Here is a 24,600-nt window from a genome sequence, read left to right on the forward strand (position 1 = left end):
GCCCCCTTCCTCAGTCCTGCTGCTGCTCTTCTACCGGCTTCTCGACGACCTCTTCGGCGCCCGACTGCTCGACGACCGGCTGCTCGGCGGCCGGCTCGTGGTCGGTCACCGCGACCAGCGCGGGCCGCAGCACGCGCTCGCCGAACCGGTAGCCGCGACGCAGCACGGCGGTGACGGTCGGCCCGCTGACGTCCGGCGAGGTGCCGTGCTGGACGGCCTCGTGGACGGACGGGTCGAACTCCTCGCCCTCGTGCCCGAACGGCTCCAGACCGGTGCCGTGCAGCGCGCCGACCAGCTTGTCGGCCACCGCCTTGAACGCGCCGGTGAGGTCACCGTGCGCGCCGGCCCGCTCGATGTCGTCCAGCACGGCGAGCAGTTCGCCCGCCACCTGCGCCTTGGCCGTGGCGATCACCAGTTCCCGGTCGCGGTCGACCCGCTTGCGGTAGTTGGCGTACTCGGCGGTCAGCCGCTGGAGGTCGGCGGTCCGCTCGTCCAGCTGTGCCTTCAGCTCGACGGTCGGGTCGTCGGCGACGGCCTGCGCCGCGTCCGGCTCCGGCTGGTCGGGGGCGGCGTGCTTGCCGCCCTCCGACCCGACCGGCGCGTCGGCGGCCTGGGCGTCGACCGCGTCCTCGGGCGACGTGGGGCGCACCTCGCCGGTCTCGGGGTCGACGCGCCTGCGGTCGCGCACCACCACGTGGGGCTGTTCCTCGTGCTGGGTCACTTCTTCTCGTCCTCGTCGACGATCTCCGCGTCCACCACGTCGTCGGCCTTGGGCGCGTCGCCGGCGGTAGCACCGCCCGCGGCGCCGGCGGCGTCGGCCGTGGGTCCGGCGTTGGCGTACAGGGACTGGCCGATGGCCTGGGACTCGGTGGCCAGCTTCTCCACCGCGGTGCGGATCTTGGCGATGTCCTCGCCCTTGAGCGCCTCGTTGGTGTCGGCGATGGCCGCGGTGACCTTGTCCTTGACCTCGGCGGGGATCTTGTCCTCGTTCTCCTTGAGGACCTTCTCCGTCTGGTAGACGAGCGTCTCGGCCTGGTTGCGGACCTCGGCCTCGTCGCGGCGGCGCTTGTCCTCCTCGGCGTGCGCCTCGGCGTCCTTGATCATCCGCTCGATGTCGTCCTTCGGCAGCGCGGAGCCGCCGGTGATCGTCATCCGCTGCTCCTTGCCCGTGCCCATGTCCTTCGCGGACACGTGCACGATGCCGTTCGCGTCGATGTCGAAGGTGACCTCGATCTGCGGGACGCCGCGCGGCGCGGGCGGCAGGCCGGTCAGCTCGAACATGCCGAGCTTCTTGTTGTCCCGGGCGAACTCGCGCTCACCCTGGAACACCTGGATCTGGACGGACGGCTGGTTGTCGTCGGCCGTCGTGAAGATCTCGGAGCGCTTGGTCGGGATCGTGGTGTTGCGCTCGATGAGCTTGGTCATCACGCCGCCCTTGGTCTCGATGCCCAGGGACAGCGGGGTGACGTCGAGCAGCAGGACGTCCTTGACCTCGCCCTTCAGCACACCGGCCTGGAGGGCGGCGCCGATCGCGACGACCTCGTCCGGGTTCACGCCCTTGTTCGGCTCACGGCCGCCGGTCAGCTCCTTGACGAGTTCGGCCACCGCGGGCATGCGGGTGGAACCGCCGACCAGCACCACGTGGTCGATGTCGCCGACGCTGATGCCGGCGTCCTTGATCACGTTGTTGAACGGCGCGCGGGTGCGCTCCAGCAGGTCGTTGGTGATGCGCTGGAACTCGGCGCGCGACAGCGTCTCGTCCATGAACAGCGGGTTCTTGTCCGCGTCCACGGTGATGTAGGGCAGGTTGATGGAGGCGTTGTTCGAGCTGGACAGCTCGATCTTGGCCTTCTCGGCGGCCTCGCGGATGCGCTGCAACGCCATCTTGTCCTTGGTCAGGTCGATGCCGTTGGTCTGCTTGAACCGCTCGACCAGCCAGTCGACGATGCGCTGGTCCCAGTCGTCGCCGCCGAGGTGGTTGTCACCGGAGGTCGCCTTGACCTCGACCACGCCCTCGGCCAGCTCCAGCAGCGAGACGTCGAACGTGCCGCCACCGAGGTCGAAGACCAGGATGGTCTGCTCCTTGTCGCCCTTGTCGAGGCCGTAGGCCAGGGCGGCGGAGGTGGGCTCGTTGACGATGCGCAGCACGTTGAGGCCCGCGATCTGGCCGGCCTCCTTGGTGGCCTGGCGCTGCGCGTCCTCGAAGTAGGCGGGGACGGTGATCACCGCGTCGGTGATCTCCTCGCCCAGGTACGCCTCGGCGTCGCGCTTGAGCTTCATCAGCACGCGCGCGCTGATCTCCTGCGGCGTGTACCTCTTGCCGTCGATGTCGTCGGTCTTCCAGTCCGTGCCGATGTGCCGCTTCACGGACCGGATCGTCCGGTCGACGTTGGTCACCGCCTGGTTCTTGGCGGGCTGACCGGTGAGCACCTCGCCGTTCTTGGCGAAGGCGACGATGGACGGGGTGGTGCGCGACCCCTCGGAGTTGGCGATCACCGTCGGCTCGCCACCTTCGAGAACCGCGACGACGGAGTTGGTCGTCCCCAGGTCGATGCCGACCGCTCGCGCCATTTGGATTCCTCCTGGTAGTGCGTCTGTAAGAGCCCCGCGTTGAGCGGTACCGGCTCAAGTTTAGCCGGCCCCGGAGGACTTGAGTCCACCCGGCTCAATCTTTCTGCCTGTCCAACGGACGGGGCGGTTCGGGTGTTCCCCGCCGGGCGTGATTCAGGACACCCGCTCGGGTCCGGGAACGCCGTCGGCCCCGGTCGGGCGGCACGCGAGGTGCGCCCGACCGGGGCCGATGAGGGCGAGCCGGCGGGGTGGTGCGCTCAGGTCGCTTCGATCCTCACGTCGCCGCTGCCGGCGCGCACGAGCAGCTCGGCGGAGGCGTTCGGGTCGTTCGGCACGTCGATCGCCTGCTCGCCGCTGCCCGCGTCCACGTCGACCTTGTAAGCGCCGCTCCTGGGCACCTGGACGGTGACGTTGCCGCTGCCCGACTCGGCGCGCACCGACAGGGCGGCGCCCATCCGCACGTGGACGTCGCCGGAGCCGTTGTCGACGGTCACCGTGCCGCGCATGTTCGACAGGTGGGAGTTGCCGGAGTCGATCCGGCCGGTGAAGTCGCCGGCCACGTCGGCCACGTCGATGTCGCCCGAGTTGTTGACCAGCCGGACCACCCCGGACACGCGGCGCACCGTGGTGTCGCCGGAGCCGACCTCGACCTCGACCGAGGCCACGTCCTCGAGGTGGACGTTGCCGGAGCCGTTCTCGCCGGTGACGCGGACGTCCGTGGACGGCACGACGACCTCGTAGTCCACCGAGCACCGGTCGCCGCAGCCGTCGAGGACCAGCGTGGAGCCGTCCAGGCGGTGCGAGTCGCCGCTGGGCTTGTCGTGGTCCTTGGCGTACCGGACGCGCCGCTTGACCTCCGTCCGGGTGGCCCCGTCCCGGCTGCGGAGGACGACGTCGCCCGCGCCGTTCGCCAGCCGCACCTCCGTGACCTGGCCCGTCACCTCGTGCTGGTCGTCGAAGCTCTGCTGCACGAGCCGCACGCACGACGTGAGCGCCACCGCCGCGGCCACCGCCACTACGGCCGCCAACGCGATCCGCTTTGCCACCGCTGCCCCCTCAGGCGTCAAGGTTGTCGCCGTTCACGCTAGGCGCGGCGGGGTGACCGGCCCACCAGGAAGACCCCCGACCCGGTACGGGGGCTGGCCCTACCCCGGCGACCGACGACGGACCGCGGTTGATCAGCGGCGGGACCGCAGGCCGGTCGACGGCGCGACCGCGGCTGATCCGTGCGGGCGGGGGGCCGGGGCGGGACGCAGGTGGGCGCCGGGCGGGTCAGGCGAGGGATTCCACCACCGCGCGCAGCGCGGGCGCCGAGCGGGCCGGGTCGCTCAGGAACCGCTGCGACGCGATCACGTGCGACTCGGTCATCCGCTCCCACACGAGCCCCTGCACGGGCACCTCGGTGATCACCAGCCGGAACGGCCGCACGTACCGCCCGATCCGACCCTCCACCCCGCGGACGACCTCGCCGATCGGCAGCGCGCCGCGGGTCGTCGCGTGCTGCTCGTCGTACACCGCCGCCGCCGCGCCCAACGCCAGCACCGCCGCCCGCAACGCGGGCCTGACCTGCAACGACTGCCCGTTCGGGTCGTCCGGCGCGGTGCCGGGCATCTCGGTGCGGGCGTGGTCGAGCACGTCGGCCCACCAGCCGAGCCACTCCTCGGCCGCCGCCGCGCGGTCGACCCCGGACGGCACCACGACCGGCACCGACGGGTCGAGCCCGGGCAGCTCGGGCACGGTGTCGACCGAGAGCGCGAGCGTGTCGCGGATGAACAGAGCGGTGTTGACCGTCTGATTCGTCCCGTGCGACACCTGCCACGACTCACGACCGGCGAACCTCATGCCACAGTGTCCCGCGCGAAGGTCATCCGCCAAGCATCAGAAGGGACACGACGGGCTCGAAATCCTGCGCCATTGGGGGGAATTCCGCGATCAACCCCTGGATCAGCAGCCCGTCGACGCCGGCGAGCAGCGCCCGCAGCGCCACCGGGTCCCAGGGACCGACCGCCTCGGTGATCAGCTCCAGCCACCGCCGGGCCGCCGGGCGCAGCTCCGGCCGGCGTGCCGCCAGGAGGTACAGCTCGTACTCGGCCAGCGTCCGGCCGCGGTGGGCGCCGACGGCGTCGGCCAGGAACCGGGCCACCGCGGCCTGCGTCGGCGGCACCTTGCGGAAACTCGAAGCCATCTGGTCGGCCGACCACGTCAGCGTCGCGATCAGCAGGTCGTCCAGCGTCGCGAAGTAGTAGGTGGTCGACGTGGTCGGCACGCCTGCCTCGCGGGCGACCGACCGGTGGCTCACGCCGGCCACGCCGTCCCGCTCGACGACCCGGAGGGTGGCCTCCAGGATCGCCCGCCGACGCCGCTCGCCGCGGACCCGGCGTCCGTCGGTCACCGCGCCGTCGGTCACCCCGCCGCCAGGCCGGGGCTCGCCGTGGGGCCGCGCCCGGCCGTCAGGCGGCGGCACCGCTGCCGACCTCGATGGCGACGACCCCGGCGATCACCAGCAGCAGCCCGACCACCATCGTCGCGTTCACCGGCTCCTGGAACAGGACCACGCCGGCGCCCGCGACCGCGGCGATCCCGAAGGCGCACCAGATGGCGTACGCGACGCCGATCGGCATCCCGAGCTGGAGCACCTTGCTCAACGCGCCGAACGCCACCAGGTACCCCAAGACCACCACGACGGACGGGATCGGCTTGCTGAACCCCTCCGACAGCTTGAGGAACACCGTGGCGGTGACCTCGCCCACGATCGCCACCGCCAGCACCAGGTACACCAGCACGCGCCGCCCCCAACTAGTTGAACACCCGTTCCACAACCCTAACGCGCCTATGTGATCGACCACGTCCAAGTGGTTACCGGTGAGTAATCGGGCGTAGGCTGCCCAGCCAGGAGAACGGACGAGAAAGGCCGCCACCACAATGGGAGCCCTCCAGCTCACCCTCGGCGCCATCGGCGTCGCCGTCAGCGTGTTCGCCTGGGGTCTGTTCGTCGCCGGTGTCTTGCGGATGATCAAGATCATCCGCCTCGGCCAGCCGGACTCGACCCGCAACGGGCCGGTCGTGCCCCGCCTGCGGACCTTGTTCGTGGAGTTCGTCGCCCACACCCGGATGATGAAGCTCCGCCACGTCGGTCCCTGGCACTGGATGGTGATGTGGGGCTTCCTGATCGGCTCCGCGGTGCTGTTCGAGGCCTACGGCGAGATGTTCGACCCCGGCTTCCACTGGCCGATCATCGGCACGTGGTCGCTGTGGCTGCTGCTGGTCGAGCTGCTCGGCATCGGCACCGTGGTCGGCGGCGTCGCGCTGGCGATCATCCGCCAGCTCAACCACCCGCGCCGCGCCGACCGCCTGTCCCGGTTCGCGGGCTCCAGCTTCAAGGCCGCCTACTTCGTCGAAGCGGTCGTGATCATCGAGGGCCTCGGCATCCTCGGCGTGAAGGCGTTCAAGCAGGCCTCCGGCCTGGAGGACCCGCCGCTGTGGTCGTCGTTCGTCACCGGGCCGCTGTCCACGATCCTGCCCGCGAGCCCCGACTGGGTCTCGATCATGGCGTTCACCAAGCTGCTGTCCGGCATGATCTGGCTGATCGTGGTCGCCAAGAACCTCACCATGGGCGTGGCCTGGCACCGGTTCAGCGCGTTCTTCAACATCTACTTCAAGCGCGAGGACGACGGCGGCGTCGCGCTCGGCGCGCTCAAGCCGATGATGAGCGGCGGCAAGGTCCTCGACCTGGAGGAAGCCGACCCCGACAAGGACGTGTTCGGCGTCGGCAAGGTCGAGGACTTCTCCTGGAAGGGCTGGCTGGACTTCAGCACGTGCACCGAGTGCGGCCGCTGCCAGTCCCAGTGCCCGGCGTGGAACACCGGCAAGCCGCTGTCGCCGAAGCTGGTCATCACCCAGCTGCGCGACCACGCGTTCGCCAAGGCCCCGTACCTGCTCGCCGGCGGCTCCAAGGACATGGCGGGCGACGAGGTCGGCCTCACCGAGGACAAGTACGAGGACTACAAGAAGCGCCTCGAGTCCATCGACGTGCTGGCCATGGCCGAGTCCGAGCGGCCGCTGATCGGCGGCGCGGACGAGCTGGGCGTCATCGACCCCGAGGTGCTGTGGTCGTGCACGACGTGCGGCGCGTGCGTCGAGCAGTGCCCCGTGGACATCGAGCACGTCGACCACATCGTCGACATGCGCCGCTACCAGGTGCTGATCGAGTCGAACTTCCCGTCCGAGCTGGGCGGCATGTTCAAGAACCTGGAGAACAAGGGCAACCCGTGGGGCCAGAACGCCAAGGACCGCCTGGCGTGGACCGAGGGCCTCGACTTCGAGGTGCCCGTGTTCGACGGCGAGCTGGGTGACGCCGAGTACCTGTTCTGGGTCGGCTGCGCGGGCGCGTTCGAGGACCGGGCGAAGAAGACCACGCGGGCCGTGGCCGAGCTGCTGCACACCGCGGGCGTCGAGTACACCGTCCTCGGGCCGGAGGAGACCTGCACCGGCGACCCGGCGCGGCGCGCGGGCAACGAGTTCCTGTTCCAGATGCTCGCGCAGCAGAACGTCGAGGTGCTCAACACCGTGTTCGACGGTCGCGCGCCCGGCCAACGCAAGATCGTCGTGACGTGCGCGCACTGCTTCAACACGCTGGCCAACGAGTACCCGCAGGTCGGCGGCACGTTCGAGGTCGTCCACCACACGCAGCTGCTCAACCGGCTGGTGCGCGAGCGCAGGCTGGTGCCGGTGGCCGAGGTCGCGGAGGACGTCACCTACCACGACCCGTGCTACCTGGGCCGGCACAACAAGATCTACGAGGCGCCGCGCGAGCTGGTCGGCGCGTCGGGCGCGACGCTGCGCGAGATGCCGCGCCACGAGGAGCGGTCCATGTGCTGCGGCGCCGGTGGCGCTCGCATGTGGATGGAGGAGCGGATCGGCAAGCGCATCAACCTCGACCGCGTGGACGAGGCGCTCGGCACCGCGCCGTCGAAGATCGCGACGGGCTGCCCGTTCTGCCGCGTGATGCTGACCGACGGCGTCACCGCGCGTCAGAACGAGGGGGCCGCGGGCTCGCACGTCGAGGTCGTGGACGTGGCGCAGCTGCTGCTGACCGCCGTGCGCCGGGGCAAGGAGAGGGAGCGCGGCGACGTCCCGACGGACGAGACCCCGACCGGCACCCCGCTGCCGGACGAGGACAAGGCCGCGTCCAGCTAGTCCGTTGTGGACGCACGACGCCCCTCGGTCCTCTTCGGACCGAGGGGCGTCGTCGTTCGTCAGTCGCGGTCGGTGACGCGGTCGTAGACGAGGTTCAGCACCCAGCTCGTCAGGGCCACGATGATCGCGCCGAAGAACGCGGGCCAGAAGCCGCTCACCTCGAACGGCAGGCCCAGCTCGCCCGCCAGCCAGCCCGTGAGCCAGAACAACAGCGCGTTCACGACCAGGCCGATCAAGCCGAGCGTGACCAGGTAGAACAGGCAGCCGAAGAACTTCACCAGCGGCTTCACCACGGCGTTGACCAGACCGAAGAGCAGCGCGACACCGATCAGCGTGCCGATCTTCGCGGGCGTCGACCCGCCCTCCAGGTCGATGCCCGGGACGAGCGTGGCGACCCAGACCGCCAGCGCCGTCAGCAGTACGTGCACCAAAATGCCCATGCGGCAGGCTAGCGGTGGCAGTGCTCCGATCGGGTGAGACACGACGACGCCGGGCGGGTCCCGGCCGTGCGGCCTAACGTCGGGGCATGGCACCTGACCCGTCGAAGGGCGGCGAGAGCACGCTCACCGTTCTCCTCGCCCTGGCGGTGAACCTGGCCATCGCGGTCATGAAGGCGATCGCCGGCGTGATCACCGGCTCGGCGGCGATGATGGCGGAGGCCGGGCACTCGGTCGCCGACACGTTCACCGAGGCCCTGTTGCTGACGGCGCTGCGGCGCTCGACCCGGCCCGCCGACCGCAGGCACCCGTTCGGGTACGGCAAGGACCGCTACTTCTGGTCGCTGCTCGCCGCCGTGTCGATCTTCGTGTCCGGTGCGGTGTTCGCGCTCTACGAGGGCTTCCGGACCGTGTTCGGCGCGCCGGAGGAGCAGGGCAACCCCGTCGTCGGGTACGTCGTGCTGGCCATCGCGTTCGCGCTGGAGTCGGTGTCGTGGACGCAGGCCGCGCGGCAGGTGCGGCGGGGTGCGCGGGCCGAGGGGCGGACGGTGGCCGCGTTCCTGCGGATGTCGGACGACCCGACCGTGAAGACGGTGTTCCTGGAGGACTCGGCCGCGCTGGTCGGGCTGCTGCTCGCGTTCGGCGGGCTCGGGCTGCACCACGTGACCGGGTCGTCGGTGTGGGACGGCGTGGCGTCGTTGGCGATCGGGGTGCTGCTCGCGTTCGCCGCGTACACGTTGGCGTCGACCAACCGGGGGTTGCTCATCGGCAGGCAGGCCGACCCGGTGCTGGTGCGGGCGGTGTGGTCCGACCTGCGGGCCGCGCCCGAGGTGGAGCAGGTGGTGGACCTGCTGACGATGGCGGTCGGCACGGACCGGGTGCTGGTGTGCGCGCGGCTCGACTTCGACGACGCGCTCGGGGCCGCCGACCTGGAGCGGGCGTGCGTGCGGATCGACGCCGAACTGCGCGCCGCGCACCCCGACCTGGACGAGGTGTTCCTCGAACCCGTGCCGCGGACCGATCCGGAGCTGCGGTCGCGCGTGCTGGCCCGGTACGGGGACCTGGAGCTCTAGCGGCGGGTGTCCGTGCGGTGGAAGTTCAGGTGGGCGCGCGACGGCGTCGGCCCGCGCTGCCCCTGGTAGCGGGAGCCCGCCTGCGTCGAGCCGTACGGGAACTCCGCGGCGCTGCTCAGCCGGAACAGGCAGAGCTGGCCGATCTTCATGCCGGGCCAGAGGGTGATCGGCAGGTTGGCGACGTTCGACAGCTCCAGCGTGATGTGGCCGGAGAAGCCGGGGTCGATGAAGCCGGCCGTCGAGTGGGTGAGGAGGCCGAGGCGTCCCAGCGACGACTTGCCCTCCAACCGTCCCGCCAGGTCGTCCGGGAGGGTGACCAGCTCGAACGTCGAGCCGAGCACGAACTCCCCGGGGTGCAGGACGAACGGCTCGTCGTCGGCCGGCTCGACCAGCGAGGTGAGGTCGTCCTGCTGCATGGCGGGGTCGATGTGGGTGTACCGGGTGTTGTTGAAGACCCGGAAGAACCGGTCGAGGCGGACGTCGATGCTGGACGGCTGCACCATGACGTCGTCGAACGGCTCCAGCACCAACCGGCCGGAGTCGACCTCTTTGCGCAGATCGCGGTCACTGAGCAGCACCCGCACAGCCTAGGTGACAGCACCCGGCCGCGCGGCCACCGGCTTGTGTATGATCGGGCACGCACCACGCGGGTGTAGTTCATTGGTAGAACGACAGCTTCCCAAGCTGTAGAGGCGGGTTCGATTCCCGTCACCCGCTCCACCACGAAGGCCCAGGTCGCGTCGACCTGGGCCTTCGTCGCGTTCGCGGCACGGGGGTCAGCGCAGGCGGGACGTCCAGGTGGGGAGGTTGGTCAGGGACGTGCGCAGGTCGGCCAGCAGTTCCAGGGCGTGGGTGTGTGCCGCCGCCCGTTCGGCGGGCGTCACCGGGCGGTGGCCCAGGGCCCGCCACACCATCCAGGCGGCGCCTCCGAGGTAGGTGCGGAGCAGGCCCGCGAAGGCTGTGGGGGACGCAGGAGGACGGTGGCCGCCTGCTGCCTCGTACGCGTCGAGGACGGTGGTGAAGGCGGCTTGGTCTTCGCCCAGGTGGCTGAAGTAGAGGGCGGCTCGGGTGATCTCCCACTCCGCGCGGTCCGGGCCGGCGCCGTCCCAGTCGACGAGCAGCGGGCCCGCGGCGGTGCGGAGGACGTTGTCCGGCTTGACGTCCCGGTGCGTGGCGACGGGCGTCAGGTCGGCGGTCTCGACCGCGATCCGCCCCGCCTCGGCGATGTCCGGCAGGTACGCCCGCACGGCGTCGGTGAAGTCGTTCGGCGCCTCGTCCAGCCACTCCCGCCACTCCGACACGGGGTGGGGTCGCCCTTCGGGCGGGCCGGCGGCAGGGAGGCGGTGGAGGGACGCGAGGGTGGCGCCGACCCACTCGGCCACGTCCGCCGCGTCCGTCGTCAACGGGGCGCCGTCGTGCCACTCGTGCACCAGGTAGCCGGCCACCTCGTCACCTACCCGCACGTCGCCAGCAGGGGCGCGACCGGTTCGAGCGGGTGCACGGGGCGCGGCATGGGGAAGCCCTTCGCCCACGCGTCGAGCTGGATCGCGGCCGCCACGCGGTAGTCGCGCATCCACCAGTCCTCGTGCGACCGGTTCAGCCGCTTGACCGCCCACGTGCCCCGGGACGTGCGCAGCCGCCACATCAGGTGCGACCGCCCGCCCGCCACCGGCGTCCACGGCTCGACCACGTCACCGAGGCCGAACGCCGCGGCCACCGCTCTCTGCCACTCCACGCCGGCCGACGCTACGACATCGGACGTGGAGGTCAGGAGTCGTTTTCCGCCGCACGGTCCGCGCGCCACACCTGCGCGTAGCGCTCCTGGTCGCGCTTGGTCCGCTCCTTGCGCACGGCCGCCGCCGCGCCCGCCGGGTAGCCGTACTTCGTCATCCGGTGGTCGGTGCTCTCGATCGCGTACGACACCCCGAAGTACACGCCCACGACCAGCCCCAGCGAGCCGCACGCGATGGCCAGGGGCAGCGGCGAGCCGAGACCGAGCACGAGGGCCAGGGTGATGGCCACGGTCAGCGGGAGCACCTGGAGGAACATCCGCACGGTGAACCACGCCAGCCACGTCGGCTTGGTCGCCTGCCGGAACACCCACTCGCGGTGGCGCTGGGGGAGCCTGCCGCCGAGCAGGTACCAGAGCCGCAAGTGCGGGCCGGGCCGCCCGCTCACGTCCGCTCCGACGCGGCGATGACCCTGGTGAGCACGGAGTGCAGGTCGCGCAGCTCGTCCAGCGACATGCCCAGCTTCTCGACCACGGCGGGCGGGATCGCCAGCGCCCGCTCGCGCAGCGCCGCACCGGTCGCGGTCAGCGTGACGGCGAGTTGGCGCTCGTCGGCCGCGTCCCGCGACCGGGTGACGTACCCGATCGCCTCCAGCCGCTTCAGCAGCGGCGACAGGGTGGCGGGCTCCAGCGCGAGCAGGCGGGCCAGCTCCTTCACCGACAGCGGCGCGCGGCCCCAGAGGGCGAGCATCACCAGGTACTGCGGGTGGGTGAGCCCCAGGGGCTCCAGCAGCGGCCGGTACAGGGCCACCACGTTCCTGGACGCGATGGACAACGCGAAGCAGACCTGCCGTTCCAGGGCCAGCGGGTCCTCGACGTTTTGTGCACTAATCATTAGTGCCCACACTACGTCACGGCTTGGCCGCCACGGCGATCAGGTGAGCCGAAGCACCCAGCACGGACGGCTCCGACTCGGTCTCGCGCAACGACCACATCAGGTACTCGAAGCGCACCGGGTCGTCGTAGAGGGCGTCGAGGTCGGCGTTGGGCAGCATCCACGCGGCGCCCTCCAACCCGAACGTCCCGACGACGTCCAGCCCGGCCGCGCGCGCCTCGTCGGCCGCCTCCTCGGGACGGTGGAAGTACGCGGTGGTGAACCAGGGCGTGTCCGCCGGCGGCAGGTGCTCGCCGGTCGCCATCGAGTGCTCCACGAGCGCCCGGTAGCGCGTGTCGAGCGGGAACTCCTTGCGCAGCCCGTCGTGCAGCGCCGCGAGCCGGCCGATCACGGCGCCCGCCACCACCCCGCCCGGCCGCAGCACGCGTGACGCCTCCCGCCACGCCCGCACCCGGTCGTCGCGCTCCAGCAGGTGGTAGAGCGGCCCCAGCAGCAGCACCACGTCGAACGGGCCGTCGTCGGGCAGGTCGCGGGCGTCGCCGACGACGGCCGACACACCGGGCAGCGCCGCGGCGGCCTCCACGTGCGACGGCACGGGGTCCACCACGAGCACGTCGTGCCCGTCCGCCGCCAGCCACTCCGCGTGCACGCCGGTCGCGCCGCCGACGTCCAGCACCCGGCTGCGCGGCGCGAGGAACCGCCGCACGACCTCCTGCGTCCGCAGGAGCTCCAGCCGCCCGTTGCCGCCGCGCAGCCGTTCCCGCTCGAAGCCCCGCGCGTAGAAGTCCCGGATCTCCTGGTCCACCCCTCGACCGCAGGAGCGGCGGCAACCGCTTTACCCGCCCCGCGGTCGCCGGTTGCCCGTCACCCCGCTGTGCGGGCGCGAGGCGCACCCGCACAGCGGGGATGACCGTTCCCCGCGGGAACGCGGCACACCGTCAGGCCCGGGCGGACACCTTCTCCTCCTCCGGGTCGGCCCGCAGCGAGTCGACCAGCGCCGCCCGCTCCTCGGACGGCTCGGGCTTGATGAGCAGGCCGACCACCAGGTAGAGCAGCAGCGACACCAGCAGCGGCCAGGACACGATCACGGCCTGGGTGACGAACTCGACCTTGTTCTGCTGCATCACGTACAGGACGGCCCACGTGCCGAGTCCGCCGATCACCGAGCTGGTCGCGGCGGTCGGGCCGACCTTCTTGAACCACGGCAGCATGCCGAGCATCAGCGGGATCGCGATCGGGCCCATCGTCGCCGCCACGAGGGCGATCACGACCTTGAGCACGAACCCCTTCGTGTCGGCGGTCAACGCGATCGTCATGCTCAGCCCGATGAACGCGAACGTCGTGATCCGCGCCAGCTGCAGCTGCGCGGGCTCGCTGAGCCGCGTCACGCCCTTCCACAGCCTGGGCAGCATGTCCCGGGTGATGACCGCGGAGATCACGTTGGCGTCCGACGACACCATCGCCATGGTGTGCGAGAAGAACCCGGCCAGCACCAGGCCGATCATGCCCGCGGGCAGCATGAGCTTGCCCATCTCGACGTAGGCCTGCTCGGCGTTGCCCTCCATGCCCGGCACGATCAGCGGCGCCGCCCACATCGGGAAGAACAGGATCAGCGGCCAGACCAGCCACAGCACGCTGGACAGCAACGCGGACCGCTTGGCCGCGGCCCCGGACGGCGCGGCCATGTAGCGCTGCGCCAGGTTCCACATGCCGCCGTTGTACTCCAGCGTCTTGATCAGGAACAGCGCCATGAAGAAGATCAGCGTGTACTGGCCGGACAGCGGGTCGGAGTGCGACTCGGGCAGCTGGTCCCAGATCTTCCACATGAAGTCGAGGCCGCCGAAGTGCGCGGCGACCGCGACGAACATGGCGATGCCCGCGAGGCCCTGGATGATGAACTGGCCGAAGTCGGTCAGCGCGTCGGCCCACAGGCCGCCCATCACCGAGTAGACCATCGTGACGACGCCGACGATCGTGATGCCGAGCCAGATGGGGACGCCCGCGAAGCCCTGGAGCAGCAGCGAGACCGCGACCCACTTGGCGGCGATGTCCACGACCTTCAGCGCCGCGCCCGCCCACGCCATGATCTGCTGCGTCGGCACGTTGTAGCGGCGGGCCAGGTACTCCAGCGGCGACTTGACGCCGTGCTTGGAGCGCAGCCGGTTCCACGCGCCGGCCCAGAGGAACGCGCCGATGCCGACGCCGAGGCCGATCGTCAGCGCCCACCAGATGTAGACGGTGAGGCCGAGGCGGTAGGCCTCGGCGGCGAAGGCCACGAACATGACCGCGCTGTAGCCCGACATGTGGTGCGAGATGCCGGACAGCCACCAGGGCATCCTGCCGCCCGCGGTGAAGAAGTCGGCGATGTTCTTGATCCGCCCGCGTGACCAGTAGCCGATGGCCACCATCACGAAGAAGTACCCGCCGACGACGACCCAGTCGAGGGTGTCCATGAGGCCTCCACGAGTGCTCGGCCCACGGGTGGCAGCGCGTGTTACGGGGCGGCGGTGCGCGGCGTCCCACATGGGTGTGTGACGTAGGTCTTACGAGGCTGTTGCCGCCGGCGGAAGGTCGCGGGCGTTCATTGAGTCACATTCGTGACTGTTGTTCAGAAACGTGAACGCTGAAGCCGCTGATATACGGAAAGTAGTGCGGCCGAATCGCGTCATGGCTGGTCGGCCGCGAGGTCGCACCGGCATGCGAACCGTCCTCAACCCGCGTCCGCCCGTGGTCGGCTCGGAGCGGCGTCCCCCCGGCCCCGGGGTGGCGCTGGTCGACCCCGTGCCCCTGTTCCGCGAGGGACTGGCCGCCGTGGTGCGGCGCACGCCCGCCATGCACTGGCTGGGCGCCACCGGTCACCTGCACACCGCGGTGCGGATGCACGAGCGGCTGCGCCCCGACGTGCTGCTGGTCGATTCGATGCTCGACCCGCAGGGCCACCTGGCCACCCTGCTGACCGGCGGCGATCCGACACTGGTCGTGATCTCCCTCGTGCGGGAGCCGCACCGGACCGCGAAGTTCGTGCGCACGGCCCTGTCGTGCGGCGTGCGCGGGCTCGTGCCGCGGGCCGGCGAGATCGGCGAGGTCCTCCAGGCCATCTCCCGCACGCACGTCGACCGGACGTACCTGGACCCGACGCTGGCGCCGCTGGCCGCCGGGTTCACGCCCGCGGCGGAGGCGGGCTCGCGGCGGTCGCTGTCGCGGCGGGAGTACGAGGTGCTCCAGCTCATCGCGGACGGCCTGGAGAACCAGGCGGTGGCGAACGAGTTGTACGTCTCGGTCGAGACCGTGCGCACCCACGTGAAGAACATCCTGCGCAAGCTGCGTGCGCGGGACCGAACACACGCCGTGTCGCTCGCCTACCAGGCCGGGCTCCTGGCCAGCGGCGCGGCCCGCGCGTGACCCGTCTGGTTCGCCACACCGCGTCGGTCGGCCTTGCCGAGGTTACTGACAGGTAATACCCTGTTGTTACCGGTCAGTAGGGGACCGCCCCGACCAGCATGGAGTGAGCGACGAGATGGGTCACTACAAGAGCAACGTCCGGGATCTCGAGTTCAACCTCTTCGAGGTCTTCAACGTGCAGGACCACCTCGGCACGGGGCCGTTCGAGCAGTCCGACGAGGACACCGCGCGCGGCGTGCTTGCCGAGCTCAACAACCTGGCGGTCGGGCCGCTGGCGGAGTCCTTCGCCGACGCCGACCGCAACCCGCCCGTCTTCGACCCGAAGACGCACTCGGCCACGCTGCCGGAGTCGTTCAAGAAGTCCTACCAGGCGGTGTGGGACGGCGAGTGGTACCGCCTCTCGCTGCCCAACGAGCTGGGCGGCTTCGGCATCCCGCCCTCGGTCCAGTGGGCGGCCTCCGAGCTGATCCTGGGCGCGAACCCGGCCATCTACATGTACCTGGCCGGCCCGAACTTCGCCTCGGTCGTCCACAAGAACGGCACCGAGCAGCAGAAGCGCTGGGCCGAGATCATGATCGAGCGCGGCTGGGGCGCCACGATGGTGCTGACCGAGCCGGACGCCGGTTCCGACGTCGGCGCGGGCCGCACCAAGGCCACGCTCCAGGACGACGGCACCTGGCACATCGACGGCGTGAAGCGGTTCATCACCTCCGCCGACCAGGACATGACCGAGAACATCATGCACCTGGTGCTGGCCCGCCCCGAGGGCCCCGGCATCGAGGCGAAGCCCGGCACCAAGGGCCTGTCGCTCTTCCTCGTGCCGAAGTGGCACTTCGACCCTGAGACCGGCGAGTCGACCGGCGAGCGCAACGGCGCCTTCGTCACCAACGTCGAGCACAAGATGGGCCTCAAGGTGTCCACGACGTGCGAGCTGACGTTCGGTCAGCACGGCGTGCCCGCCAAGGGCTGGCTGCTGGGCGAGGTGCACGACGGCATCGCGCAGATGTTCCAGGTCATCGAGTACGCCCGGATGATGGTCGGCACCAAGGCCATCGGCACCCTGTCGACCGGCTACCTCAACGCCCTGGCGTACGCCAAGGAGCGGGTGCAGAGCGCCGACCTGACCCGGATGACGGACAAGACCGCGCCGCGCGTCACCATCACGAACCACCCGGACGTGCGCCGCCTGCTGATGCTGCAGAAGGCGTACGCCGAGGGCCTGCGCGCGGTCTACCTGTACACCGCGACGCAGCAGGACAAGATCGCCCTGGGCGGCCCGGACAAGGAGCTGGCGGAGAAGGTCAACGACCTGCTGCTGCCGATCGTCAAGGGCGTCGGCTCGGAGCGCGCGTACGAGCAGCTGGCGCAGTCGTTGCAGGTCCTGGGCGGTTCGGGCTTCCTGCAGGAGTACCCGATCGAGCAGTACATCCGGGACTCCAAGATCGACTCGCTGTACGAGGGCACCACGGCCATCCAGTCGCTGGACTTCTTCTTCCGGAAGATCATCCGCGACAAGGGCCAGGCGCTCGGCTTCCTCAACGGGGAGATCCAGAAGTTCCTCGACAACGAGGGCGGCAACGGTCGCCTGAAGGAGGAGCGGGCGCTGCTCAAGCAGGCGCTCGAAGACCTCCAGGGCATGCTCGGCGCGATGGTCGGCTTCCTGACCAGCTCGCAGGAGGACGTCCGCAACCTGTACAAGGTCGGCCAGAACACCGTCCGCCTCCTCATGACCGCGGGCGACGTGCTGGTGGGCTGGCTGCTGCTGCGCCAGGCCGACGTGGCGCTGGGCAAGCTCGACGGCCAGGTGTCGGCCAAGGACAAGGCGTTCTACGAGGGCAAGGTCGCGGTGGCGTCGTTCTTCGCGAAGTCCGTGCTGCCGGAGCTGACCGCGCGCCGCAAGATCGCCGAGGCGACGGACAACGCGCTGATGGACGTGGACGAGGCGTCGTTCTGACCGACGCGTGCTGAGGGACGGCGTGCTGAGCGTCGTTCGGGGCGGTTGCGAACGCTTCAAGCACGACGGACACGCCGGAGGGCGGCGCCCCAGCACGGGTGCCGCCCTCCGGCGTGCTCAGCCCTTGTGCGCCTTGGCGGCGGCGAAGCAGTAGGCGCCGAAGCCCAGGAAGCCGATCGCGATCACGGCCAGCGCGAACAGCCCGTACGGCTGCGCCGCCAACGTGTGCAGCGCCTTGTCCATCCCGCCGGACTCGGACGGGTCGGCGTTGATCGCCGCGAACCCGACCAGGATGCCGATGAGCACGTACGACGCGCCCTTCCCGATCCACCCGATCCGGCCGAGGCGCTCGACCCAGCCGCGCGTCGCCGGGGGCAGGTCGGACATGTCGAGGTCGTCCTCGAACGACTTCTTCACGCCCTTGCGGGCCACCGCCACGCCGAGGCCGATCACGAACAACGCCACCGCGCCCACGAGGACCTGGCCGAACGGCAGCGCGAGCACGCGCGCCGTCCACGTCTGGGACTGCTCGGTCGAGTTGCTCTGCGACGACCCGGTGGCGTAGCCGATCGCCGCGATGCCGATGACGATCCCCGTGACGGCGCGGCCGACCGAGCCGCACTTGCGGTACACGCGCTTGCGCTTCTTGGTCACCCACCCGTAGCCGGAGACGGCCATGGTGAGCTGCCAGCCCGCGAACGCGAACAGGCCCAGCGCCAGCACCCACAGCAGGATCGGGCCGACCGACGTCTGGGCGAGGGCCGAGACGGCGCCCTTCTGGTCGGTCCGCTCCCCGCTGTCACCCAGGACGACTTGCGCGGTCAACGCCGCCAGCAGCACGTGGACGAGCCCGTAACAGACCATCCCGGCCCGTCCGAGCACCTGCACGGCCGGATGTCTCCGCACCTCACCAGTGGTAGCCACGATCGGGTGATACCCGGTCGTGGCCACCGCGAACCCCCGGCCGCGCGGGCCGGACCTGCTCAGCCGCCCGGCGGCTTCTCGCAGATGATCTTGTACTGCGGGTCGTACCGGACGGTCCGGCTCTCCTGCCGCGACTGGCCCGTGCGGCGGTCCGTGATGGTGCGGGTGTCCGTCACCGAGAAGCCCGGCGCGCCGGGGCTCTCCTTGCAGTCGGGGCTGTTGACCTTCTTCTCCTGCGGCTGGGTGTGGTTGAACTCAGCGCTGGTCGAGCCGGTCACGTCGTAGTTCTTGGTGCCCCACAGCACGATCTTGATCGAGGACGGGGTCCAGATCGTCTGGATCGCCACCCCGGTCTCGTCCGGGTTGGTGAACTTGATGTCGATCAGGCTGTTGCCGGCGCCGTCCATGAACACGGTGGCCTCGCGCCCCTTCGGGTACCGCGAGATCCAGTAGCTGTGCTCCTTGTGCCCGGCGTCCTTCATGCCCGCGTGGTACGCCGCGTTGTACAGCGTCGTGGCGAACTGCGAGATGCCGCCGCCGACCGCCTTGCCGGGGATGCCGTCCTCGATGATGCCCGCCTCGACGTAGCCCTGGGCGGTGCCGCGGGGGCCGGTGTGGGCGTTGAGGCTGAACGTCTCGCCCGGCTTCACGATCGCGCCGTTGACCTTCTCGGCCACCACGCGGATGTTCGTGCCGGACGCGGGCACGAAGCCACCGGTCTGGAACTCGCCGATGACCTCCTTGATGCCCATCTTGTTCGCCTGCTCGGTGGTCACCTTCGCGGGCGTGTGCTTGTACTCGGCCTTGATCGCGCGGTCGTTGTCGCGCTTCAGCACGTCGAGCACGGTGGTCAGGGACTTGTCCCAGTCGATGCCGCGGCCGTCGACGGACTCCTTCACGACCGGCCGGCCGCCCTCGAACACGATCTGGGCGTCCTTGCCCTCCTTCTCCGTGTCCTTCAGCTGCGGACCGGCGTGCTCGACGAGCTTCGCGTTGTCGACCTTCGCGGTCAGGCTGCCGTCGTCGGCGGGCTCGAACACCAGCACGGTGGCCAGCTGCTCGGGCGTGAGCGTCGCGTCCTTGCCCTCGCCCTGCACGATCAGCGGCGCGGCGGTGGCGGGCTTGGCGACCTCGTCCAGCGCCTTCTGCACGCTCTCCTTGGTCGTCTTGACCGGGGTGGTGGCGACCGGCAGCTCGACCGTGCCGCCGTCCGCCCAGTCCGCGAGCACCTTCTCCGACGCGGCGGCCACGTCGAGCTTCTGGCCCTGCCTCGGGTCGACGGCGATCGGCGTGGCGCCCTCGAAGCGGATGGCGCCCTCGGCCGGCTCGTGGTCGGTCTGGGCGCGCAGGCCCTCCAGCGCGGCGGACAGCTTGGCCGTGTCGGTGCGCGTGGCGAAACCGACCTCGCGGGACGTGAAGAACGACGTCACGCGGGTGATCGGGGACAGCGGCTGGCTGCCCGCGCGGTCCAGCGTGGCGGCCCAGTCCAGCTCCAGGCCGGCCGCCTTCGGGTCGATCTCGGTCTCGACGTCGCCGGCGCGCGCCTTCACCGGCGCCGCCAGGCGGGGGCCGATCTCGTCGCGGAGCTTCTGCTCTGCCTCGGCGTGGCTCAGGCCGCCGACGGCCACGCCCGCGACCGTCACGCCGCGGGGCACGTCGCCGCCGGAGATGAGGATGTCCAGGCCGTAGAGGACGACCAGCACGCCGAACACGGCGGCGGCGATCAGACCGCCCTTGCGCAAGCGCTTGCGGCGAGCGTCGGCCTCGTCGGCCTCGGTGGTGTTGTCGACCATCACCGGGCCGTAGACGGTGGCGTCGGGCTCCGGCGGGGTCACCGGCGCGGCGAACACCGTGGTGGCCTCCGCCGGGGACGGCCGGTCGAAGCCGCCGGGCGGGGTGGTGATCGCCCTGGTCGCGTCGATGCCGCGCGGCGGGGTGCCCGGCTGCGGGATGCCCTGCGGCGGGGTGCCCGGCTGGGGGACGCCCCGCGGCGGGGTGCCGGGCTGGGGGACGTGCTGCGTGGGCTGCTGGGACGCGTCCTGCGGGAGGTGCTGCGTGGCGTCCTGCTGGACGTACTGCGTCGCGTCCTGCCGCGCGTCGGGCCGGACGTACTGGGTGGCGTCCGACTGGGCGTTCTGCGGCGCGTTCCCGGTGGCGTTCTGCTGACCGTTCGCGGGCGGGTTCTGCTGACCGTTCCGCGGCGGGTCCTGGGACCCGTTCGACGGGTGCGGGACGTTCCGGACGGTCGCCGCCTCGGGCTCGCCGTCCGGCTCCTCCTGGGGCCACGCCGCCTCGTTGAGCGAACTCGCCGGGATCTTCGTCGTGCGCTCAGAGGCGGTGCCCGACGGGCGGACCGGCTCCATGGCCGTGGTCCGCTCAGCGTCGTACTCCGGTCGCTGGTTCTCCGGCACCGCTCCCCCTCTTGCCTCTCGCAAGGTCCTGGGACTGCTTACCCGACCGCGTCACGATTACCCGGCCGTCGTCACGCGTCGATCACGGTCGGGCGGATCACAGGTAAAGGCCGGTCCCGTGGTCCGTCTGCTCGGTCGCGGTGGCGTGCACGTCCCGTTCCCGCATCACCAGGTAGGTCTGCCCGTGCACTTCGACCTCGAACTGGTCCTCCGGGTTGAACAGCACGCGGTCACCGACCTTGACGTGCCGCACGTTCGTGCCCACGCCCAGCACGTCGCCCCAGGCCAGGCGCTTCGCCATCTGGGCCGTCGCCGGGATCACGATGCCACCGCTGCTGCGACGTTCGCCGTCCTCCGGCGAGATCCGCACCATCACGCGGTCGTGGAGCATCTGGATCTGGAGCTTGACATCGGGCACCAGCAGAGTCTAGATGCCCTCGTCGAGACCACCCATCATCAGGGGTAGCCGGTGTGGACCGCCGGCCACCACGCGGATCGGGACGCCCCAGTCCTGTCGCGCCAGCTTGCACACCGGGTGCTCGACGGCCGGGTCGTCCGTGCAGCTGGCGGCCTGCGCGACGACGTGGAGCACGCCCTCCGCGATGCCGTCGGCGACGCGCAGCACGCGCACCAGGTCCGTGCCCACGCCCGCGCCCTCGACCAGCAGTTCCGGCGGCGAGCTGGTGACCTCCAGCCGGGTCGACGGCCCGAACCGGTCGTCCAGCTTCTGGCCGGTCGGCGGGGTGAAGACGACGGCCAGCTCCACCTCTCCGGGCGCGATCACCGACGGCGGGCGGCGCACCTGGTGGGCGTCGCCGCTGACCAGGCGCGCGCCGGGCGCGACGGGGCGTTCCAGCCGGTGCGCGGCGGAGGCGACGACGACCAGCTCGCCGTCCACGAGGACCGCGTCGGACGGCTCGGCGACGTCGGTGACCAGCGTGGACACCTCGCCGGTCGCCGGGTCGTAGCGGCGGATGGCGCCGTTGTAGGTGTCGGCGACGGCGACCTGGCCGTCCGGCAGGACGGTCACGCCCAGCGGGTGCTGGAACAACGCCTGGTCGGCCGGCCCGTCGCGGTGGCCGAAGTCGAACAGGCCCTTGCCGACGGCGGTGTGGACGGTGCGGTCGGCGTCCAGCCACCGCAGGGCGGACGTCTCGCTGTCGACCAGCCAGAGCCGGTCGCCGTCGGCGGCGAGGCCGGACGTCTGGGCGAAGAACGCCTGGTCGGCCGGGCCGTCGTGCAGGCCCTCGACGGTGGTGCCGGCGAGGCGCTCGAGGCGGCGTTCGACGGGCTTGAACAGGCCGAGCGTGTGGTTGCCGGCGAGCGCGATGGCGACGCCGCCCACGGGTTCCCACCAGGTGACGTCCCACGGGCTGGTGAGGTGGATCTCGTCGGCCGGGCCGTCCGTGGCGCCGTCGCGCCACTGCTCGCCCGTGCCCGCGATCGTGGTGACCTCGCCGGTGTCCAGGCGCAGGCCGCGCAGGAGGTGGTTGACGGTGTCCGCGACGACGACGTCGTAGCCGACCCGCGCGGCGACGTCCTCGGGGAGGAGCGCGAGGCCCGCGGGTTCGGAGAAGGTGGGTTCGAGGCCGTCGCGGCGGCCGCGCTCGCCGGTGCCGATGCGGCGGATGACGGTCTCGCCGTCGGTCTCCAGCTCGACCAGGCCGTGGTGCGCCGAGTCGCTGACCAGGAGGGTGTTGTCCCTGGTCAGGATGGCCTTGGCGGGGAAACGGAGTTCGGTGGCCGGTGGCGGCGGGGCGACGTACGGGCCGTCGCCGCGGTGGAGGGTGCCCTTGGCGTCGTGCTCGGTGACGAGCTCGGAGACGACCTGGCGCAGCGCGTCGAGGTGGCCCTCGCCGGCGGCGACGTGCACCACGTACCCCTCGGGGTCGACCAGGACGAGCGTCGGCCACGCCTTGACCGCGTAGTTCTGCCACGTCGTCAGCTCGGGGTCGTCCAGCACGGGGTGCTCCACCTCGTACCGCTCCACGGCCGCCGCGAGCGCCGCCGACTCCGCCTCGTGGACGAACTTGGGCGAGTGGACGCCGATCGTGACGAGGACGTCGGCGAACTCGGCTTCGAGGGGGCGCAGCTCGTCCAGGACGTGGAGGCAGTTGATGCAGCAGAAGGACCAGAAATCGAGCAGGACGATCTTGCCGCGCAAGTCGGCCAGCTTGAGTTCGCGGTCGCCCGTGTTGAGCCACCCGCGGCCCACCAGCTCGGGGGCGCGGACGCGGGCACGGCGGCGTTGTGCGGTCGTCACGCCGGGAGTCAACACGACTCGCACACCGACGTATTTCGGTGTCCACGATGTGGGCAAAAGAGAGCGGCCGCCGCGTCGATTCGACGACTTCCCCCGCGCTTCCCCATTTTGTACTATCTGGGGATGAGTGAGATGCCGATCAGCGTGGCGAGAGACCAGCTCGGCGACCTCGTCTCCAGGGTCGAGCACGCCCACGAACGCGCCGTCCTGACCAGGCACGGTCGCCCGGTCGCCGCCGTCGTCTCGATGGAAGACCTCCGACGGCTCGAAGCGGCGGAGGACGAAGCCGACCTCGCCGCCGCGCGGGAGGCACTCGCCTCCGCCGAGCCGCGGGTTCCGCACCACGACGTGCTCGCCGAGTTCGGTGACGCCTGACCCGTGGCGTATGAGATCGAGTGGACCGCTGCCGCCCTGCGGGAGCTTCGCAAGCTGGACAAGCAGACCGGGCGCAGGATCGTCCTGGCAGTGACGACCTTGGGAGCCGATCCCCGCCCTCCGGGATGTCGTGCGCTCGCCGGCCGGCCCGCGGGCGTGATGCGCATCCGGGTCGGCGACCACCGGGTGATCTACCAGGTCGAGGACACCAAGGTCTTGGTGACGATCGTGAGAGTGGCGCATCGACGCGAGGTGTACCGGAAGTCGTGAGGCCGGCCGCGGACCGGTTCCTGCGAGGCGGGACCTCAGCGCGGAAGGCGGGCGAGGACGACCACTGGGGCGTCACACAGCTCAACCGGCAGGTGTTCATCGGAGCGCTGAACGAGGTGCGCGTCGTGCGCGACGAGGTCATGCACTTCAGCCCCGACCCGCTGGAGCCGGAGCGGTTGACCTGCTTGGACAACTTCGTGAGGTGGCTCCGCGAGCTGGAGCCCGACGCCTGGCCCGGATGGGCGTCCGCGGTCAGGGGCGGCGGATTGTCCTCGGGCCCAGGACGGTGGCGTTGAGGGCTGTCACGCGGGCGCGGAGGGCTCGGTCGGCGGTGATCACGGTGCACGGGCGGTCGGTGGATTCGGTTCTCACGACTTCCACGATGGTGTCGTCGCCGTCGCCCGGGGCCGGCACGACGCGGACGCCGGGGATCGACTCGACGTGACGGGCCTTGCCCTCCACGACGAGGACGACGTCGAGGGGGCCGGGGAGGGTGGGGAGGCCTTGCTCGGCGACGGTGGCGAGGTCGTCGCGGAGGCGGGCGGCGGCGCCGGCGCGGTCGCGCCACCAGCCGTCCGGCACGGAGCCGACGACGTTGGCCGCGTCCACGACCAGGAGCGGGGGCGTCATCGGGTCATGCTCTCAGCAAACGTTCACGAAACTGTCGTACCCCGATGGCACGATGGAGTGGTCCATTGGGGGACGACGAACACGCAGGGGGATGCAGTGATGATCAGGCGCGCCCGCAGACGGGACGACACCTGGAACGGCTCGGCCACGGCGGGTTAGCCGGGCACGGGGCCGGACATGGGAAACCCCGCGGTGCTGCCAGGTCGGGGGTCCGACAGCATCGCGGGGTCACCTGACACATCGATACCCGATCGTGGACTGTTACACCCTCTATCGGGTGTGACAGAGATCACGTTTCGACATGTGACGAAGCCCTGCCGCGCGGGAGGTGCGGCAGGGCTTCATCGTCCCCCTTCGCCAGTGCGCGGACGACGGGGCGCGCACCCGGTGTCGATCGGGTGGTCGTCACGCGCGCCGGGAGGTCCACCCTCAGCGGAGGGAGGTCACCTGGGCCTGTGCGATCGCCATGA

At 71.0% G+C, this 24,600-nt stretch carries 26 protein-coding genes and 1 tRNA gene; 8 read left to right on the plus strand and 19 right to left on the minus strand.

Annotated elements, in window-relative coordinates:
* Window positions 1–10 precede the first annotated feature (10 nt).
* The 6 genes from grpE to ACRAKH_RS34010 all read right to left on the minus strand — a co-directional run bounded on the left by grpE (window position 11) and on the right by ACRAKH_RS34010 (window position 5,351).
* Window positions 11–721 carry a nucleotide exchange factor GrpE gene (gene grpE / locus ACRAKH_RS33985; RefSeq protein WP_380718932.1) on the minus strand — a complete coding sequence of 237 codons (711 nt, stop codon included), beginning with the start codon at window positions 719–721 and terminating at the stop codon, window positions 11–13.
* Window positions 718–2,571 carry a molecular chaperone DnaK gene (gene dnaK, locus ACRAKH_RS33990; protein WP_380718934.1) on the minus strand — a complete coding sequence of 618 codons (1,854 nt, stop codon included), beginning with the start codon at window positions 2,569–2,571 and terminating at the stop codon, window positions 718–720. The genes grpE and dnaK overlap by 4 nt, the downstream gene beginning before the upstream one ends.
* A gap of 257 nt (window positions 2,572–2,828) precedes the next feature.
* A complete protein-coding gene (locus ACRAKH_RS33995) occupies window positions 2,829–3,617 on the minus strand; it encodes a DUF4097 family beta strand repeat-containing protein (RefSeq protein ID WP_380718936.1) in 789 nt (262 codons plus the stop codon).
* 226 nt (window positions 3,618–3,843) lie between these two features.
* Window positions 3,844–4,413, minus strand: a complete 570-nt coding sequence (locus tag ACRAKH_RS34000) for a hypothetical protein (protein WP_380718938.1) — start codon at window positions 4,411–4,413, stop codon at window positions 3,844–3,846.
* Window positions 4,414–4,435: 22 nt separating this feature from the next.
* A complete protein-coding gene (locus tag ACRAKH_RS34005) occupies window positions 4,436–4,963 on the minus strand; it encodes a TetR/AcrR family transcriptional regulator (RefSeq protein WP_380718940.1) in 528 nt (175 codons plus the stop codon).
* Between the two features lie 58 nt (window positions 4,964–5,021).
* On the minus strand, window positions 5,022–5,351 hold the full coding sequence (locus ACRAKH_RS34010) for a DMT family transporter (protein ID WP_380719030.1): 330 nt from the start codon (window positions 5,349–5,351) through the stop codon (window positions 5,022–5,024).
* A gap of 142 nt (window positions 5,352–5,493) precedes the next feature.
* Here ACRAKH_RS34010 and ACRAKH_RS34015 point away from each other — a divergent pair, with 142 nt between their 5' ends.
* A complete protein-coding gene (locus ACRAKH_RS34015) occupies window positions 5,494–7,767 on the plus strand; it encodes a (Fe-S)-binding protein (RefSeq protein ID WP_380718942.1) in 2,274 nt (757 codons plus the stop codon).
* A gap of 59 nt (window positions 7,768–7,826) precedes the next feature.
* Here the strand turns inward: ACRAKH_RS34015 and ACRAKH_RS34020 are convergent, their stop codons facing one another.
* Complete coding sequence (locus ACRAKH_RS34020) at window positions 7,827–8,207, minus strand: phage holin family protein (RefSeq protein WP_447009529.1); 381 nt, start codon at window positions 8,205–8,207, stop codon at window positions 7,827–7,829.
* Between the two features lie 86 nt (window positions 8,208–8,293).
* On the opposite strand from ACRAKH_RS34020, the gene ACRAKH_RS34025 reads away from it, so the two are divergent.
* Entirely contained in the window at window positions 8,294–9,277 is a 984-nt protein-coding gene (locus ACRAKH_RS34025; RefSeq protein ID WP_380718946.1) for a cation diffusion facilitator family transporter, read from the plus strand.
* On the opposite strand, the gene dcd is transcribed toward ACRAKH_RS34025, so the two are convergent.
* Window positions 9,274–9,855, minus strand: a complete 582-nt coding sequence (gene dcd / locus ACRAKH_RS34030; protein WP_380718948.1) for a dCTP deaminase — start codon at window positions 9,853–9,855, stop codon at window positions 9,274–9,276. The two genes, ACRAKH_RS34025 and dcd, sit on opposite strands and share 4 nt — an antisense overlap.
* Before the next feature lie 68 nt (window positions 9,856–9,923).
* Between dcd and ACRAKH_RS34035 the strand changes: the two genes are divergently transcribed.
* Window positions 9,924–9,997 (plus strand) — tRNA-Gly (locus tag ACRAKH_RS34035).
* Window positions 9,998–10,053: 56 nt separating this feature from the next.
* Here the strand turns inward: ACRAKH_RS34035 and ACRAKH_RS34040 are convergent.
* From ACRAKH_RS34040 to ACRAKH_RS34065, 6 genes are all read right to left on the minus strand, one after another.
* On the minus strand, window positions 10,054–10,809 hold the full coding sequence (locus ACRAKH_RS34040; RefSeq protein ID WP_380718950.1) for a phosphotransferase: 756 nt from the start codon (window positions 10,807–10,809) through the stop codon (window positions 10,054–10,056).
* Window positions 10,731–11,012: a hypothetical protein gene (locus ACRAKH_RS34045; RefSeq protein ID WP_380718952.1), complete on the minus strand. Its 282-nt coding sequence runs from the start codon at window positions 11,010–11,012 to the stop codon at window positions 10,731–10,733. Before ACRAKH_RS34045 ends, ACRAKH_RS34040 begins: the two co-directional genes overlap by 79 nt.
* A 32-nt stretch (window positions 11,013–11,044) precedes the next feature.
* The gene (locus ACRAKH_RS34050) at window positions 11,045–11,455 is read right to left on the minus strand and encodes a DUF5313 family protein (RefSeq protein ID WP_380718954.1); all 411 of its coding nucleotides are present in this window, start codon (window positions 11,453–11,455) and stop codon (window positions 11,045–11,047) included.
* Window positions 11,452–11,901: a MarR family winged helix-turn-helix transcriptional regulator gene (locus tag ACRAKH_RS34055; protein ID WP_380718957.1), complete on the minus strand. Its 450-nt coding sequence runs from the start codon at window positions 11,899–11,901 to the stop codon at window positions 11,452–11,454. The genes ACRAKH_RS34050 and ACRAKH_RS34055 overlap by 4 nt, the downstream gene beginning before the upstream one ends.
* A 16-nt stretch (window positions 11,902–11,917) precedes the next feature.
* A complete protein-coding gene (locus ACRAKH_RS34060) occupies window positions 11,918–12,706 on the minus strand; it encodes a class I SAM-dependent methyltransferase (protein WP_380718959.1) in 789 nt (262 codons plus the stop codon).
* A 133-nt stretch (window positions 12,707–12,839) separates the two neighbouring features.
* Complete coding sequence (locus ACRAKH_RS34065) at window positions 12,840–14,354, minus strand: sodium:solute symporter family protein (RefSeq protein ID WP_380718961.1); 1,515 nt, start codon at window positions 14,352–14,354, stop codon at window positions 12,840–12,842.
* Between the two features lie 244 nt (window positions 14,355–14,598).
* Here ACRAKH_RS34065 and ACRAKH_RS34070 point away from each other — a divergent pair, with 244 nt between their 5' ends.
* Window positions 14,599–15,303 carry a response regulator transcription factor gene (locus ACRAKH_RS34070; protein WP_380718964.1) on the plus strand — a complete coding sequence of 235 codons (705 nt, stop codon included), beginning with the start codon at window positions 14,599–14,601 and terminating at the stop codon, window positions 15,301–15,303.
* A gap of 115 nt (window positions 15,304–15,418) precedes the next feature.
* Entirely contained in the window at window positions 15,419–17,257 is a 1,839-nt protein-coding gene (locus ACRAKH_RS34075) for an acyl-CoA dehydrogenase (RefSeq protein ID WP_380719032.1), read from the plus strand.
* Window positions 17,258–17,374: 117 nt separating this feature from the next.
* Here the strand turns inward: ACRAKH_RS34075 and ACRAKH_RS34080 are convergent, their stop codons facing one another.
* From ACRAKH_RS34080 to ACRAKH_RS34095, 4 genes are all read right to left on the minus strand, one after another.
* Window positions 17,375–18,181, minus strand: coding sequence for a DUF1206 domain-containing protein (locus tag ACRAKH_RS34080; protein ID WP_447009530.1), 807 nt, complete (start codon window positions 18,179–18,181; stop codon window positions 17,375–17,377).
* A 59-nt stretch (window positions 18,182–18,240) separates the two neighbouring features.
* Window positions 18,241–19,974, minus strand: coding sequence for a VanW family protein (locus ACRAKH_RS34085; protein ID WP_447009994.1), 1,734 nt, complete (start codon window positions 19,972–19,974; stop codon window positions 18,241–18,243).
* 715 nt (window positions 19,975–20,689) lie between these two features.
* Entirely contained in the window at window positions 20,690–20,983 is a 294-nt protein-coding gene (locus ACRAKH_RS34090) for a GroES family chaperonin (protein WP_380719034.1), read from the minus strand.
* Between the two features lie 36 nt (window positions 20,984–21,019).
* Window positions 21,020–22,855: an NHL domain-containing thioredoxin family protein gene (locus tag ACRAKH_RS34095; RefSeq protein WP_380718970.1), complete on the minus strand. Its 1,836-nt coding sequence runs from the start codon at window positions 22,853–22,855 to the stop codon at window positions 21,020–21,022.
* A gap of 123 nt (window positions 22,856–22,978) precedes the next feature.
* On the opposite strand from ACRAKH_RS34095, the gene ACRAKH_RS34100 reads away from it, so the two are divergent.
* The 3 genes from ACRAKH_RS34100 to ACRAKH_RS34110 are packed head-to-tail and all read left to right on the plus strand — an operon-like array spanning window position 22,979 to window position 23,796.
* On the plus strand, window positions 22,979–23,230 hold the full coding sequence (locus tag ACRAKH_RS34100; RefSeq protein ID WP_380718972.1) for a type II toxin-antitoxin system Phd/YefM family antitoxin: 252 nt from the start codon (window positions 22,979–22,981) through the stop codon (window positions 23,228–23,230).
* A 3-nt stretch (window positions 23,231–23,233) separates the two neighbouring features.
* The gene (locus ACRAKH_RS34105) at window positions 23,234–23,500 is read left to right on the plus strand and encodes a type II toxin-antitoxin system RelE family toxin (protein WP_380718974.1); all 267 of its coding nucleotides are present in this window, start codon (window positions 23,234–23,236) and stop codon (window positions 23,498–23,500) included.
* Complete coding sequence (locus ACRAKH_RS34110; RefSeq protein ID WP_380718976.1) at window positions 23,497–23,796, plus strand: hypothetical protein; 300 nt, start codon at window positions 23,497–23,499, stop codon at window positions 23,794–23,796. The genes ACRAKH_RS34105 and ACRAKH_RS34110 overlap by 4 nt, the downstream gene beginning before the upstream one ends.
* Here ACRAKH_RS34110 and ACRAKH_RS34115 read toward each other — a convergent pair.
* The gene (locus ACRAKH_RS34115; protein WP_380718978.1) at window positions 23,753–24,130 is read right to left on the minus strand and encodes an NTP pyrophosphohydrolase; all 378 of its coding nucleotides are present in this window, start codon (window positions 24,128–24,130) and stop codon (window positions 23,753–23,755) included. The genes ACRAKH_RS34110 and ACRAKH_RS34115 overlap by 44 nt on opposite strands.
* Window positions 24,131–24,600: the final 470 nt, after the last annotated feature.

It is taken from the genome of Saccharothrix hoggarensis (assembly GCF_052936025.1).